We start from the raw sequence: 13,410 nt of genomic DNA, 5'->3' as shown, positions 1-13,410 counted from the left end.
TGTTCCGAAAATTCTCAATCTATGTAAATTCTATGATATTGCTTGCTGAAAGTTGAAATTTCAACTTTTGTAAATATGCTTGTAAAAAAAATGAAAAAATCAAGTCATTTCTATTGACAATCAGGCTGAAAGTGTTATACTAAAAAAGTAGTTTCGCTGATTTACTTCAAACCTGTTGTGAGGTAAGTTAACGATGCCTTAACCACGCTGTTTGCTGAGCTTGACTCCGGGCAGTGTGGCTATTTTTTTGCACTAGTGAGAGGAAGCAAGGCATGGCCAATCATATTGTATTGTTTGAACCACAAATTCCACAAAATACAGGAAATATTGCACGAACCTGTGCGGCGACGAATGCGTCCCTTCATATTATCAAACCGATGGGATTTCCTATTGACGATCGTAAAATGAAGCGAGCCGGGCTAGACTATTGGGACAAACTTGAGATCTATTTTTATGATAGTTTAGATGAATTTATGAAAAAAATGGATGGTCAACTCTACTTGATTTCCAAGTTTGCAGAAAAGGTTTATTCAGATGCTGACTTCACGATAGAAGGAAACCATTATTTTCTTTTTGGACGTGAAGATAAAGGTTTGCCTGAGGAATTTATGCGGGAACATCCTGAAAAAGCTTTCAGAATTCCTATGAATGATGAACATGTCCGTAGTCTCAATGTATCCAATACTGTATGTATGATAGTCTATGAAGCCCTTCGTCAACAAAATTTTGCGGGTCTCGAACTGGTTCATACTTACGAAACGGATAAGTTGAAATAAACACTGATAAGAGATAAAATGCTTGCGCTTGCAAGCTTTTTTTGTTATCATAAAGGAGTCTTCAGGGCTGGGTGTAATTCCCGACCGGCGGTGACTTTTACACGGAAATGTTCTTTTCCTTTTATACTTTGTTGCCAAGCTTTGCCTAATCAAAAGTTATGCCTACAGCTTGTCGCCTAGTCTAAAAGAAAAATCTCCATTTCCTTACTCTAAAAGAAGTCCGCGAGCGCAAGCTGATGTGGTGAGATTCCACAACCGACAGTATAGTCTGGATGGGAGAAGACGAAAGGATAGCTTTGTCTATTCTGCTTCATTATAATAGAAATAAAACCAGTTTCTTTGTAAGCTTAGGTTATTTTTTGAGATAGTTAAGAGAGTAGATAGAGAGAAACTTTCCAACTTCTTCTGATTTTATAGAAAATTGGAGGAACCTGTTATGACAAACACACGTCGACTTTCGACCATTGCAATTTTATCAGCACTTTCATTTGTGTTGATGTACTTTGACTTTCCGCTTCTACCAGCAGCATCCTTTTTAAGGATTGAGTTCAGTATCTTACCAGTTCTTGTAGGTTTGGTAGTCTTGGATTTACCAGCGGCTTTAGGAGTACTATTCCTTCGGTCCTTGCTGAAAATCCTTCTGAACAACCAAGGAGTTAGTACCTACATTGGTTTGCCGATGAATATCGTAGCCTTAGGAGTCTTTGTTCTTGCTTTTGGTCTGATTTGGAAAAAAGAGCGTACAACCATGCGTTTTGTCCTAGCTTCATTAGCAGGGACGATTGGTCTTACTTTAGCCATGTTAGTTCTAAACTACGTTTATGCTGTACCTTTGTACGCAAAATTTGCTAACTTCGATATAGAGAATATTCTAGGACTTAGTAATTACTTGTTGGCAATGGTCTTACCATTTAATTTGATTGAAGGAGTCATCTTTGCCATCTCATTCTGGTTATTATTTGTCCTCTTGAAACCAACTTTGAAATACTATGAAAGATAAACAAACATATTTAACAAAGGGCTCTTTTGCCCTTTTACTATTTGTAATTCTGGGTTATGTCGTTAAGTTTTATCCAGAACAATTGATACCATTTGATTCGTCTATCCAGACAGCAATCCGTGGAGATTTACCAGCTATATTGACAACTATCTTTCGTGGGATTACTCGTCTGATTGACTTACCAATCGTTATTTCTTGGGCAATTCTATTGACTGTTATTTTTTATCTGAAAAAGTGGAAGTCAGAAAGCCTTTTAGTAGCTGGCAATCTTAGTTTGGCTGGAATTTTAATTGTGTCCTTAAAACACCTCTATCAACGTCCGCGACCTAAAATTTTACACTTGGTCGAAGAAGAGGGTTTTTCTTTCCCTAGTGGTCACTCGCTAGCAGTAACCCTCTTAATCGGTTCTCTAATTATCATTGTGGGACAGAGAGTGAAAGATAGGACTGTAAAGCTCATTCTTCAGATTTTACTGGGAATCTATCTAGTAAGTGTAATCATTTCCAGAGTCTATCTGGGAGTTCATTACCCATCAGATGTTCTTGCCAGTCTCTGTCTGGGTCTTGGAATTCTATTCATTGAATTTCCATTTTATGACAAACTTCGCTTTCAATGGCGCTTTACAGGCAAGCAAAAGTAGGGTTTAGCCCTTCTTGAGGAGATAAAAATGGAAGTCAAGATAAAAGATCTTCATCCGACTCAACTATACTTATCAGAAAAGAAGTTGCAAGAGATTCAGATGCTTTATCAGTCGGTAGAAAAGCAAAGTATTAATCCAATCAGTGTTCTTGCATTTGGAGATCGCTTGCTGATTACAGATGGGCATCACAGAGCTTACCAAGCTTTGTTGACAGGTCAAGATACGATTTCTGCTGAGTGGGATAAAGATGGTGGTGATGAAATATATCATCTCTATGCGCAAGCTTGCGAGGAAAGAAAGATTTATTCTATTTTAGATCTAAAAAATCGTATCTTAACCCAAGATGAGTATGAAGCAAAATGGTACAACTGGTGTGATGGTTTTAATCAAGCAGTGGAGCTAGTATTAGGAGTAGAAAATGATGACAAAAATCATTCAGATAGATGATTCCTTACGTTTAGTTCCCTATTTTTTAGCAGATCATCATGATGCAGCTTTGGCCTGGTATCAAGATGTGGATTTGGTGGAACTTGTAGACGGTATTAGAATACCTTATAGTTCGGAAAGATTAAATGCTATGTATTCCTATTTAGAGAGTCACGGGGATTTGTTCTGGATTGAGTTTCGAGAAAAGGGAGAGTGGCTTCCAATTGGGGATGTAACCTTATCTCAGGAGAATATTCCTATTGTGATTGGCAATCCAGCTTATCAGCATCAAGGTATTGGACGCAAGGTTTTAAGGGCTTTAATTGATCTAGCCCAGCAAAAGGGGTGGAAACAGTTGAAAGTTCAGGAAATCTACACTTTTAATCGGATTTCTAGAAGATGTTTTGAGTCCCTTGGATTTGTGGAAAGTGGAAGTACTGAAAAAGGGAAAAGCCTGCTCTTAAAACTGGATTCCTACTAAACTTTATTATTTCTTATAATCGCTCAAAACAGAGCGGTTTTTTGTTTGTAGTTCAGAACTCTTTCACGAAAGAAATAATAGCCAAATTCAGCAATAAAATTTCTCTAAAAATAGGATTTTTCTCTTGCATTTGAGATAGATTAGTGTATAATAGTAGGGTATGTGTAAAACATACTTGTGGGAGGTAAAAATCTCTAAATTACCGCCAAAACCACAAAGGAGGATTTAAAAATGGCTAAAAAAGTCGAAAAACTTGTAAAATTGCAAATCCCTGCTGGTAAAGCTACACCAGCTCCACCGGTTGGACCTGCTCTTGGTCAAGCTGGTATCAACATCATGGGATTCACAAAAGAGTTCAACGCTCGTACAGCTGATCAAGCTGGTATGATCATTCCAGTTGTTATCTCAGTATACGAAGATAAATCATTTACTTTCGTTACTAAAACACCACCAGCTGCTGTTCTTTTGAAAAAAGCTGCAGGTGTTGAAAAAGGATCAGGTACACCTAACAAAACTAAAGTTGCTACAGTTACTCGTGCACAAGTACAAGAAATTGCAGAAACTAAGATGCCAGATTTGAACGCTGCAAACATTGAGTCTGCAATGCGTATGATCGAAGGTACTGCTCGTTCTATGGGATTCACTGTTGTTGACTAATCAATAACTTCCCTATATAACCCGCAAGACTTCATCATTTCGAGAAGTGACGTGGGAGATGAAAATCGATTGAACCACTTACAAGGAGAATAGAAAATGGCTAAAAAAAGCAAACAACTTCGTGCTGCTCTTGAGAAAATCGACAGCACAAAAGCATACAGCGTAGAAGAAGCTGTAGCTCTTGCAAAAGAAACTAACTTTGCAAAATTTGACGCAACTGTAGAAGTTGCATACAACTTGAACATCGACGTGAAAAAAGCTGATCAACAAATCCGTGGAGCAATGGTATTGCCAAACGGTACTGGTAAAACAGCTCGCGTTCTTGTATTTGCACGTGGTGCAAAAGCTGAAGAAGCTAAAGCTGCTGGTGCAGACTTCGTTGGTGAAGACGACCTTGTTGCTAAAATCAACGACGGTTGGTTGGACTTCGACGTAGTTATCGCTACACCTGACATGATGGCTCTTGTTGGACGTCTTGGACGTGTCCTTGGACCACGTAACTTGATGCCAAACCCTAAAACTGGTACTGTAACAATGGATGTTGCTAAAGCAGTTGAAGAGTCTAAAGGTGGTAAAATCACATACCGTGCTGACCGTGCAGGTATCGTACAAGCTATCATCGGTAAAGTTTCATTTGAAGCTGACAAGTTAGTTGAAAACTTCAAAGCATTCAACGAAACAATCCAAAAATCTAAACCAGCTACAGCAAAAGGAACTTACGTAACAAGCTTGACAATCACAACTACTCAAGGTGTTGGTATCAAGGTTGACGTTAACTCACTTTAATCAGTAAATAATCGAAAGGTTGAGACATCTTGTCTCAACCTTTTTTCTATTAAAAGGTAAAAATACGTATAAACTTTCTAATCTATTTGATATTGTAAAGTATCTAGATAGAAAATTCAGAAAATTGTTTCTTTTGTCTTGAAAATTTTTGAAAAAATGGTATTATAGAAACAAGTCATTTTATTGAGAAGAGAAAGGGGAACGATGGAGAAAATCATTTTAGACTCACCAAAGTCAGGTTCGGAACTCGTTTTGGAAACGCTCCGTGACCTAGGAATCGATACGATTTTTGGTTATCCAGGCGGGGCTGTATTGCCTTTATATGATGCTATTTATAATTTTAAAGGTATCCGCCATATTCTAGGTCGCCATGAACAAGGTTGTCTTCATGAAGCAGAAGGTTATGCTAAGTCAACAGGGAAACTTGGTGTCGCAGTCGTCACAAGTGGACCAGGAGCTACCAATGCCATTACTGGTATTGCAGATGCTATGAGTGACAGTGTTCCCCTTTTGGTCTTCACGGGTCAGGTAGCAAGAGCGGGAATCGGTAAGGATGCTTTCCAAGAAGCAGATATTGTTGGTATTACCATGCCAATTACCAAGTACAACTATCAGGTTCGTGAGACGGCAGATATTCCACGTGTGATTACAGAGGCAGTGCACATTGCGACTACCGGTCGTCCAGGACCAGTTGTTATTGACTTGCCAAAAGATGTTTCTGCTCTTGAAACGGACTTTGTCTATTCTTCAGAAATAGATTTACCAAGTTATCAACCAACTCTAGAACCTAATGAGATGCAAATCAAGAAGATCTTGAAGCAACTCTCTAAGGCTAAGAAGCCAGTTTTGTTAGCTGGTGGTGGAATTAGCTATGCAGAGGCTGCAGCGGAGTTAAATGAATTTGCAGAGCGTTATCAAATTCCTGTTGTTACCAGTCTTTTGGGACAGGGAACAATTGCAACTAGCCATCCACTGTTTTTGGGGATGGGTGGGATGCATGGTTCCTTTGCAGCCAATATCGCAATGACTGAAGCTGATTTTATGATTTCGATTGGGTGTCGTTTTGACGACCGTTTGACTGGTAATCCTAAGACATTTGCGAAGAATGCCAAAGTTGCGCATATTGATATCGATCCAGCAGAGATTGGTAAGATTATCGCTGTTGATATCCCGGTTGTTGGTGATGCGAAAAAAGCATTGCAGCAGTTACTAGCGGAGCCAATCGTTCGTAACAATACTGAAAAATGGATTGAAAAAGTTACCAAAGATAAGAATCGTGTTCGTTCTTATGATAAGAAGGAACGTGTCGTCCAACCACAAGCAGTTATTGAACGTATAGGCGAATTGACTAAGGGTGATGCTATTGTCGTAACAGACGTTGGACAACACCAAATGTGGACGGCTCAATACTACCCTTATCAAAACGAGCGACAACTCGTAACATCAGGTGGTCTAGGAACCATGGGATTTGGAGTTCCTGCAGCCATTGGAGCAAAAATTGCTAACCCAGATAAGGAGGTCGTGCTCTTTGTCGGTGATGGTGGTTTCCAAATGACCAATCAGGAATTGGCAATCTTGAACATCTACAAGATTCCAATCAAGGTCATCATGCTTAATAACCATTCACTTGGGATGGTTCGTCAATGGCAAGAAGCCTTCTACGATGGGCGAACATCAGAGTCAGTCTTTGATAGCCTCCCAGATTTCCAATTGATGGCTCAAGCCTATGGAATTAAGAATTATAAATTTGATAATCCTGAAACCTTAGAAAAGGATTTGGAAGTCATCTTGGAAGATGTACCAATGTTTATCGAGGTAGATATTTCTCGTAAAGAGCATGTTTTACCGATGGTACCAGCTGGTAAGAGTAATCATGAGATGTTGGGGGTGAAGTTTAATGCGTAGAATGTTAACAGCCAAACTTCAAAACCGGTCAGGAGTTCTCAATCGCTTTACCGGTGTCTTGTCTAGACGCCAAGTCAATATTGAGAGTATCTCGGTAGGGGCGACAGAAAATCCTAATGTGTCTAGAATTACCATTATCATTGATGTTGCATCTCACGATGAAGTGGAGCAAATCATCAAACAACTCAACCGTCAGGTCGACGTTATTCGTGTCCGTGATATCACAGATAAACCGCACCTCGAGCGTGAAGTGATTCTGATCAAGGTCTCAGCACCAGCTGAGAAGCGAGCAGAAATTTTAGCTATTATCCAGCCTTTCCGCGCAACTGTTGTTGATGTGGCTCCGAGCTCCATTACTGTTCAGATGACTGGGAATGCTGAAAAGAGTGAAGCTTTGATTCGGGTTATTCGACCATACGGTATCAAGAATATCGCCCGTACGGGTGCAACTGGGTTTACCCGCGATTAATACTCTTCGTAAATCAAATTCAAACTACGTTAGCGTCGCTTTGCCGTACTCAAGTACAGCCTGCAGCTAGCTTCCTAGTTTGCTCTTTGATTTTCATTGAGTAAAAAAATCCAACCTAAATTTGTTAATCTAGCCTATCAGGCAATAAATATAGAAAAGAGAGAAAAACTATGGCAGTTCAAATGGAATACGAAAAAGATGTGAAAGTAGCAGCACTTGATGGTAAAAAAATCGCTGTTATCGGTTATGGTTCACAAGGTCATGCTCATGCTCAAAACTTGCGTGATTCAGGTCACGATGTGATCATCGGTGTTCGTCCAGGTAAATCTTTTGATAAGGCAAAAGAAGATGGTTTTGATACTTATACAGTAGCAGAAGCAACTAAATTGGCTGATGTTATCATGATTTTGGCACCAGACGAAATCCAACAAGAATTGTACGAAGCAGAAATTGCTCCAAACTTGGAAGCTGGGAATGCAGTTGGATTTGCGCATGGTTTTAACATCCACTTCGAATTCATCAAAGTTCCTGAAGATGTAGATGTCTTCATGTGTGCTCCTAAAGGGCCAGGACACTTGGTACGTCGTACTTACGAAGAAGGCTTTGGTGTTCCAGCACTTTACGCTGTCTACCAAGATGCAACAGGAAATGCTAAAAACATCGCTATGGACTGGTGTAAAGGTGTTGGTGCAGCACGCGTTGGTCTTTTGGAAACAACTTACAAAGAAGAAACCGAAGAAGATTTGTTTGGTGAACAAGCAGTTCTTTGTGGTGGTTTGACTGCCCTTATTGAAGCTGGTTTTGAAGTCTTGACTGAAGCTGGATATGCTCCAGAATTGGCTTACTTTGAAGTGCTTCACGAAATGAAACTCATCGTTGACTTGATCTACGAGGGTGGATTCAAGAAAATGCGTCAATCAATTTCTAACACAGCTGAATACGGTGACTACGTGTCAGGCCCACGTGTCATCACTGAACAAGTGAAAGAAAATATGAAAGCAGTTCTTGCTGATATCCAAAATGGTACATTTGCTAACGACTTTGTGAACGACTACAAAGCTGGACGTCCAAAATTGACTGCTTACCGTGAACAAGCAGCTAACCTTGAAATTGAAAAGGTTGGTGCAGAATTGCGTAAAGCAATGCCATTTGTTGGTAAAAACGACGATGACGCATTCAAAATCTACAACTAATTTTTGAGAATAGAAATAGAAGGCGAGTTGGGGGTACCTAACCCGCTTTTTATCTTGAAAAAGAATCAAGGAGAAGATTATGCTTAGTGCAAAAGATGTGGTGAAGGCCCACAAGGTTCTGAGTGGTGTCGTAGCCAATACACCACTTGACTACGATCATTATTTATCCGAAAAATACGGAGCGAAAATTTATCTTAAAAAGGAAAATGCTCAACGAGTCCGCTCTTTTAAAATTCGTGGAGCTTATTATGCCATCTCACAATTGACTAAGGAAGAACGTGAACGTGGTGTAGTGTGCGCATCAGCGGGAAATCACGCTCAAGGTGTTGCCTACACTTGTAACGAGATGAAAATTCCTGCAACAATCTTTATGCCAATTACAACGCCTCAACAGAAAATTGGTCAGGTTCGTTTCTTTGGTGGAGATTTTGTAACTATCAAATTGGTAGGAGATACCTTTGATGCTTCGGCCAAGGCAGCTCAAGACTATACAGTTGCTGAAAATCGTACGTTTATTGATCCCTTTGATGATCCCTATGTTCAAGCTGGTCAAGGAACAGTAGCTTATGAAATTTTAGAAGAAGCGCGAAAAGAATCCATTGATTTTGATACTATTTTGGTGCCTGTAGGAGGTGGAGGACTCATTGCAGGAGTTTCTACTTATATAAAGGAAACAAATCCGGCTATTGAAGTTCTGGGTGTAGAAGCCAACGGAGCTCGTTCCATGAAGGCGGCCTTTGAGGCTGGAGGTCCGGTTAAACTCAAAGAAATTGATAAGTTTGCAGACGGGATTGCTGTGCAGAAGGTTGGACAATTGACATATGAAGCAACCCGTAAAAATGTTGAAACGCTTATCGGAGTGGATGAAGGCTTAATCTCTGAGACCTTGATAGATCTTTACTCTAAACAGGGGATTGTAGCTGAGCCTGCAGGTGCTGCTAGTGTGGCGGCCTTGGAAGTACTGTCAGATTATATAAAAGGAAAGACTATTTGTTGTATCATCTCTGGAGGAAATAACGATATCAACCGTATGCCAGAGATGGAAGAGCGTGCCTTGATTTATGATGGCATCAAGCATTACTTTGTGGTAAACTTCCCACAACGTCCAGGTGCTCTTCGTGAGTTTGTAAATGATATCTTAGGACCGAATGACGACATCACACGTTTTGAGTATATTAAACGTGCTAGCAAGGGAACAGGACCAGTCTTAATCGGGATTGCTCTTGCTAACAAGCATGATTATGCGGGCTTGATTCACCGAATGGAGAAATTTGATCCGTCTTATATTAACTTGAATGGGAATGAAACTCTATATAATATGCTTGTTTAATATCCTATAAAATTTTTATCATATCATTTGCCTAACCTATATACGAGTGCTATAATGTAAGTGAAGAAAGGGGGAGATTCCCATGGTTTTAAAAGTTTTACTTGTTCTAGTGATTCTAATGCTTATTGTAGGAGCTATGTTAGTGAGCTCTGTTTATGTCGTTCGTCAACAGTCTGTTGCAATTATCGAACGATTTGGTAAGTATCAAAAGTTAAGTAATAGTGGTATTCATCTACGGGCACCATTTGGCATTGACAAAATTGCAGCTCGTGTGCAGCTACGCCTTTTACAAAGTGAGATCGTGGTTGAAACCAAAACCCAAGATAACGTTTTTGTGACTATGAATGTCGCAACTCAGTATCGTGTAAATGAGTTAAACGTTACAGACGCTTACTATAAATTGATGAGACCTGAAGCTCAAATCAAATCTTATATTGAAGATGCATTGCGCTCATCTGTTCCTAAGTTAACTTTGGATGAATTGTTTGAGAAAAAAGATGAAATTGCATTAGAAGTTCAAAAACAAGTAGCGGAAGAAATGTCAACGTATGGGTATATTATCGTTAAGACGCTCATTACCAAAGTTGAGCCGGATGCAGAAGTCAAACAATCAATGAACGAAATTAATGCTGCCCAACGTAAGAGAGTGGCAGCTCAAGAATTGGCTGAAGCAGATAAAATTAAGATCGTTACAGCGGCAGAAGCTGAGGCAGAAAAAGATCGCCTCCATGGTGTGGGGATCGCAGAGCAGCGGAAAGCAATTGTTGATGGACTTGCTGATTCTATTAAAGAGTTAAAAGGAGCCAATGTCGAATTAACTGAAGAACAAATTATGTCAATCCTATTAACCAATCAGTATTTGGATACATTGAATAATTTTGCAGATAAACAAGGAAATAATACAATATTCTTGCCAGCAAATCCTAATGGAGTTGAAGATATTCGAACCCATATATTATCAGCTTTGAAAGCTAAATAATTATAATCTTAACGCATTAACTTTATTAATATATGTGTTTCAATTGACAAATACCATAAAAACATATAGAATGAAGTTGCGTAAAGAAAAAAATAGGAGAATAACATGGCTAAGTCTAACTTTGAAAAAGTAGAAGCAGTTGTTAGCTGGGTTCGTGATAAGAAGATCACAGGGTATCGTATTTCTAAGGAAACGAATGCGCGTGAGATGTCTATCATTGCTTTGGCTCAAGGACGTGCAAAAGTTAAAAACATTTCCTTTGAAACAGCACTCGGCTTAATTGATTTCTACAATAAAAATCATGAAAAATTTGAAGATTAGTCTTTGGATATAGGCAGGTTCGAAAAGGATCTGCCTTTTAATTTTTTGGAATATAAAAAAAGACTGCAATAGCAGTCTTTTCTCTTATCGAAGATAGCGTTGTAAAAATTCTCTTGTACGTTCTTCTTTGGGATTAGTAAATAGATCTTCTGGTTTGCCTTCTTCTGCAATGACACCTTTATCCATAAAGATGACACGGTGTGATACATCGCGAGCAAATTCCATTTCGTGGGTTACGACGATCATGGTCAAGCCTTCTTGAGCTAAATCTTGCATGATTTTGAGAACTTCACCAACCATTTCAGGGTCAAGGGCTGATGTAGGCTCGTCAAAGAGAATGGCATCAGGATTCATGGAAAGTGCACGAGCAATAGCAACACGCTGCTTTTGCCCACCAGAAAGTTGTTTAGGTTTGGCTTGCCAGTAACGTTCTCCCATGCCAACTTTTTCAAGGTTTTCTTTAGCAACTTTCTCTGCTTCTGAGCGATCACGTTTGAGTACAGTTGTTTGGGCAACGATTGTATTTTCAAGCACGTTAAGGTTTTCAAAGAGGTTGAAGGACTGGAAGACCATTCCTAGTTTTTCTCGATAGTGAGTGAGGTTATATCCTTTTTCGAGGACATTTTCACCGTGATAAAGGATTTTACCTTCAGTTGGTGTTTCAAGTAAGTTGATCGAACGTAGGAAGGTTGATTTACCACTACCAGAACTACCGATAATAGAAATAACTTCTCCTTTATGGATAGTAAGGGAGATATCTTTTAGGACCTCGTTTTGTCCATAGGATTTTTTGAGGTGTTTGATTTCAAGAATGGGTTGATTCATTATTTCAAATCCTCCGTTTGCATTTGGTTAGCACCTGTAGTGTAAGTATCCATATCCATCCGTTTTTCGATATAGCGTAGGATACGTGTTACTGTAAAGGTGAGGACAAAGTAGATAACTGCGATAATAGTAAAGGTTTGGAAGTACTGGTAAGTTTGTGTTGCTACTGTATTTCCTGAGAAGTAAAGTTCTACAACAGAGATAACATTCAATACAGAAGTATCCTTGATGTTGATGACGAACTCATTACCAGTAGCAGGTAGGATATTCCGAACTACCTGAGGTAAAACAATCTTACGCATGGTTTGATTATGAGTCATACCAAGTGCAGTAGCTGCTTCAAATTGTCCTTTGTCAACAGCTAGGATACCACCACGAACGATTTCGGTCATGTAGGCACCGGTATTGATAGAAACGATAAAGATAGCAGCGAGAGTACGGTCTAGGTTAATTCCGAAAGCCTGGGCAGTTCCATAGTAGATGACCATAGATTGTACAATCATAGGAGTTCCACGGAAAATTTCAATATAGATATTGAGAATCCAACCAACTATATTTTGAATGACGTAGATAAATTGATTTTCAGATTGAGGCGCAGTACGGAAAACACCGATAGCAAGACCAATAACGAGACCGACGATGGTACCGATAATTGAAATTAAAAGTGTGATTCCGGCACCACGCAAGAGTTGTTGCCAGTTTTCAGTTAGAATTTTAGCAACTTGTCTAAAGAAATTACTGCTGTTTTCTTCAGTAGTTGTAGCTTCTACAGGTTGCTCTTTAATCATACGATCCATTAGGGCAACTTGTTCATCTTTAGAGATGGTTTCAATGCTAGCATTGATTTGGCTGATACGTTCGTCATCCTTACGAAGACCGATAGCGATAGAGGTATCTTCTTCCCCAGTTTTAAAACCAGGTTCAGGCTGAATCATTTTGAATTTTGCATTTGCTGATTCGGCAGTTAGGGCTTCTGGTCGTTCAGAAACATAAGCGTCAATGACACCAGCTTCAAGAGCTTGGCGCATTTGTGCGAAATCACCCATGGCAGTTTCTTTTTTAGCGCCTGGAATTTGAGAAATCAAGTCGTAAAGGTAAACCCCTTGTTGAGAAGTGATTTTTGCATCTTTAAAATCATCTAGTGTTTTGGCGTTTGCATAGGCTGAATCTTTTTTGACTAAAAGTACTGGTTCACTAGTATAGTAACTGCTTGAGAAAGCAATTTCTTGCTTACGTTCAGCGGTTGGACTCATACCTGCAATAATCATATCAATCTTTCCAGAAGTCAGAGCTGGAACGAGTCCTTCCCATTTTGTTTTTACAATGAGTGGTTCTTTACCCAGATCTTTAGCGATTTTTTTTGCAATTTGAACATCGTAACCGTTAGCATATTGGTTTGTTCCATCAATCTTGACAGCGCCGTTACTGTCGTCATCTTGAGTCCAGTTAAATGGTGCGTAAGCTGCCTCCATTCCGATGCGTAAATATTCATCGGCTTGGACCTGGCTAACTAGTCCTAGAGTAAGGGCTAAGCTAGCAAGGATAGATAAGCATAATTTTTTCATGTTTTCTCCTATTTCTAGTCTAAAAATGGCTCCCTCTATTGTATCTAAAAATGGTAA

At 39.4% G+C, this 13,410-nt stretch carries 15 protein-coding genes and 1 riboswitch; of the genes, 13 read left to right on the top strand and 2 right to left on the bottom strand.

What is annotated here, in order from left to right; all coding sequences use genetic code 11:
- Positions 1-272 precede the first annotated feature (272 nt).
- The 13 genes from QM857_RS02690 (at position 273) to QM857_RS02630 (ending at position 10,963) form a co-directional block, all read left to right on the top strand.
- On the top strand, positions 273-776 hold the full coding sequence (locus QM857_RS02690) for a tRNA (cytidine(34)-2'-O)-methyltransferase (protein ID WP_414274986.1): 504 nt from the start codon (positions 273-275) through the stop codon (positions 774-776).
- Positions 777-829: 53 nt separating this feature from the next.
- A riboswitch (FMN riboswitch) is annotated at positions 830-1,064 on the top strand.
- A gap of 148 nt (positions 1,065-1,212) precedes the next feature.
- Positions 1,213-1,776, top strand: coding sequence for an ECF transporter S component (locus QM857_RS02685; protein WP_414274985.1), 564 nt, complete (start codon positions 1,213-1,215; stop codon positions 1,774-1,776).
- On the top strand, positions 1,766-2,416 hold the full coding sequence (locus tag QM857_RS02680; protein WP_414274984.1) for a phosphatase PAP2 family protein: 651 nt from the start codon (positions 1,766-1,768) through the stop codon (positions 2,414-2,416). The genes QM857_RS02685 and QM857_RS02680 overlap by 11 nt, the downstream gene beginning before the upstream one ends.
- A gap of 27 nt (positions 2,417-2,443) precedes the next feature.
- On the top strand, positions 2,444-2,863 hold the full coding sequence (locus QM857_RS02675) for a ParB N-terminal domain-containing protein (protein WP_414274983.1): 420 nt from the start codon (positions 2,444-2,446) through the stop codon (positions 2,861-2,863).
- Complete coding sequence (locus QM857_RS02670; RefSeq protein ID WP_414275096.1) at positions 2,838-3,323, top strand: GNAT family N-acetyltransferase; 486 nt, start codon at positions 2,838-2,840, stop codon at positions 3,321-3,323. The genes QM857_RS02675 and QM857_RS02670 overlap by 26 nt, the downstream gene beginning before the upstream one ends.
- A gap of 231 nt (positions 3,324-3,554) precedes the next feature.
- Entirely contained in the window at positions 3,555-3,980 is a 426-nt protein-coding gene (rplK, locus tag QM857_RS02665) for a 50S ribosomal protein L11 (RefSeq protein ID WP_001085808.1), read from the top strand.
- A gap of 96 nt (positions 3,981-4,076) precedes the next feature.
- Positions 4,077-4,766 carry a 50S ribosomal protein L1 gene (gene rplA / locus QM857_RS02660; protein WP_254733615.1) on the top strand — a complete coding sequence of 230 codons (690 nt, stop codon included), beginning with the start codon at positions 4,077-4,079 and terminating at the stop codon, positions 4,764-4,766.
- 204 nt (positions 4,767-4,970) lie between these two features.
- Positions 4,971-6,671, top strand: a complete 1,701-nt coding sequence (locus QM857_RS02655; protein WP_006152123.1) for an acetolactate synthase large subunit — start codon at positions 4,971-4,973, stop codon at positions 6,669-6,671.
- A complete protein-coding gene (ilvN, locus tag QM857_RS02650; RefSeq protein ID WP_004251957.1) occupies positions 6,664-7,140 on the top strand; it encodes an acetolactate synthase small subunit in 477 nt (158 codons plus the stop codon). Before QM857_RS02655 ends, ilvN begins: the two co-directional genes overlap by 8 nt.
- Before the next feature lie 170 nt (positions 7,141-7,310).
- Positions 7,311-8,333 (top strand): ketol-acid reductoisomerase, encoded by a 1,023-nt coding sequence (gene ilvC / locus QM857_RS02645; protein ID WP_303404186.1) that lies wholly within the window; start codon positions 7,311-7,313, stop codon positions 8,331-8,333.
- A 79-nt stretch (positions 8,334-8,412) separates the two neighbouring features.
- Complete coding sequence (gene ilvA / locus QM857_RS02640; RefSeq protein WP_414274982.1) at positions 8,413-9,663, top strand: threonine ammonia-lyase IlvA; 1,251 nt, start codon at positions 8,413-8,415, stop codon at positions 9,661-9,663.
- Between the two features lie 82 nt (positions 9,664-9,745).
- Entirely contained in the window at positions 9,746-10,642 is an 897-nt protein-coding gene (locus QM857_RS02635; RefSeq protein ID WP_414274981.1) for an SPFH domain-containing protein, read from the top strand.
- Between the two features lie 105 nt (positions 10,643-10,747).
- Entirely contained in the window at positions 10,748-10,963 is a 216-nt protein-coding gene (locus QM857_RS02630; protein ID WP_004251963.1) for a hypothetical protein, read from the top strand.
- Between the two features lie 84 nt (positions 10,964-11,047).
- Here the strand turns inward: QM857_RS02630 and QM857_RS02625 are convergent, their stop codons facing one another.
- Positions 11,048-11,788 carry an amino acid ABC transporter ATP-binding protein gene (locus QM857_RS02625; protein WP_004251965.1) on the bottom strand — a complete coding sequence of 247 codons (741 nt, stop codon included), beginning with the start codon at positions 11,786-11,788 and terminating at the stop codon, positions 11,048-11,050.
- Positions 11,788-13,353, bottom strand: coding sequence for an ABC transporter substrate-binding protein/permease (locus QM857_RS02620; protein WP_414274980.1), 1,566 nt, complete (start codon positions 13,351-13,353; stop codon positions 11,788-11,790). The genes QM857_RS02625 and QM857_RS02620 overlap by 1 nt, the downstream gene beginning before the upstream one ends.
- Positions 13,354-13,410 lie beyond the last annotated feature (57 nt).

It is taken from the genome of Streptococcus infantis, assembly GCF_047463315.1.
Classification (GTDB): Bacteria; Bacillota; Bacilli; order Lactobacillales; family Streptococcaceae; genus Streptococcus; species Streptococcus infantis_AB.
Note: the sequence above shows the minus strand (reverse complement) of the source record. Positions and strands in the feature narration are given on the sequence as shown.

Excerpts from the sequence above, each read along its gene's own strand:
- QM857_RS02685 (WP_414274985.1), top strand. The coding sequence starts at position 1,213 with ATGACAAACACACGTCGACTTTCGACCATTGCAATTTTATCAGCACTT.
- rplA (WP_254733615.1), top strand. The coding sequence starts at position 4,077 with ATGGCTAAAAAAAGCAAACAACTTCGTGCTGCTCTTGAGAAAATCGAC.
- QM857_RS02655 (WP_006152123.1), top strand. The coding sequence starts at position 4,971 with ATGGAGAAAATCATTTTAGACTCACCAAAGTCAGGTTCGGAACTCGTT.
- ilvA (WP_414274982.1), top strand. The coding sequence starts at position 8,413 with ATGCTTAGTGCAAAAGATGTGGTGAAGGCCCACAAGGTTCTGAGTGGT.
- QM857_RS02675 (WP_414274983.1), top strand. The coding sequence starts at position 2,444 with ATGGAAGTCAAGATAAAAGATCTTCATCCGACTCAACTATACTTATCA.
- ilvN (WP_004251957.1), top strand. The coding sequence starts at position 6,664 with ATGCGTAGAATGTTAACAGCCAAACTTCAAAACCGGTCAGGAGTTCTC.
- QM857_RS02620 (WP_414274980.1), bottom strand. The coding sequence starts at position 13,353 with ATGAAAAAATTATGCTTATCTATCCTTGCTAGCTTAGCCCTTACTCTA.
- rplK (WP_001085808.1), top strand. The coding sequence starts at position 3,555 with ATGGCTAAAAAAGTCGAAAAACTTGTAAAATTGCAAATCCCTGCTGGT.
- QM857_RS02670 (WP_414275096.1), top strand. The coding sequence starts at position 2,838 with ATGACAAAAATCATTCAGATAGATGATTCCTTACGTTTAGTTCCCTAT.
- QM857_RS02630 (WP_004251963.1), top strand. The coding sequence starts at position 10,748 with ATGGCTAAGTCTAACTTTGAAAAAGTAGAAGCAGTTGTTAGCTGGGTT.
- QM857_RS02680 (WP_414274984.1), top strand. The coding sequence starts at position 1,766 with ATGAAAGATAAACAAACATATTTAACAAAGGGCTCTTTTGCCCTTTTA.
- QM857_RS02635 (WP_414274981.1), top strand. The coding sequence starts at position 9,746 with ATGGTTTTAAAAGTTTTACTTGTTCTAGTGATTCTAATGCTTATTGTA.
- QM857_RS02625 (WP_004251965.1), bottom strand. The coding sequence starts at position 11,788 with ATGAATCAACCCATTCTTGAAATCAAACACCTCAAAAAATCCTATGGA.
- QM857_RS02690 (WP_414274986.1), top strand. The coding sequence starts at position 273 with ATGGCCAATCATATTGTATTGTTTGAACCACAAATTCCACAAAATACA.
- ilvC (WP_303404186.1), top strand. The coding sequence starts at position 7,311 with ATGGCAGTTCAAATGGAATACGAAAAAGATGTGAAAGTAGCAGCACTT.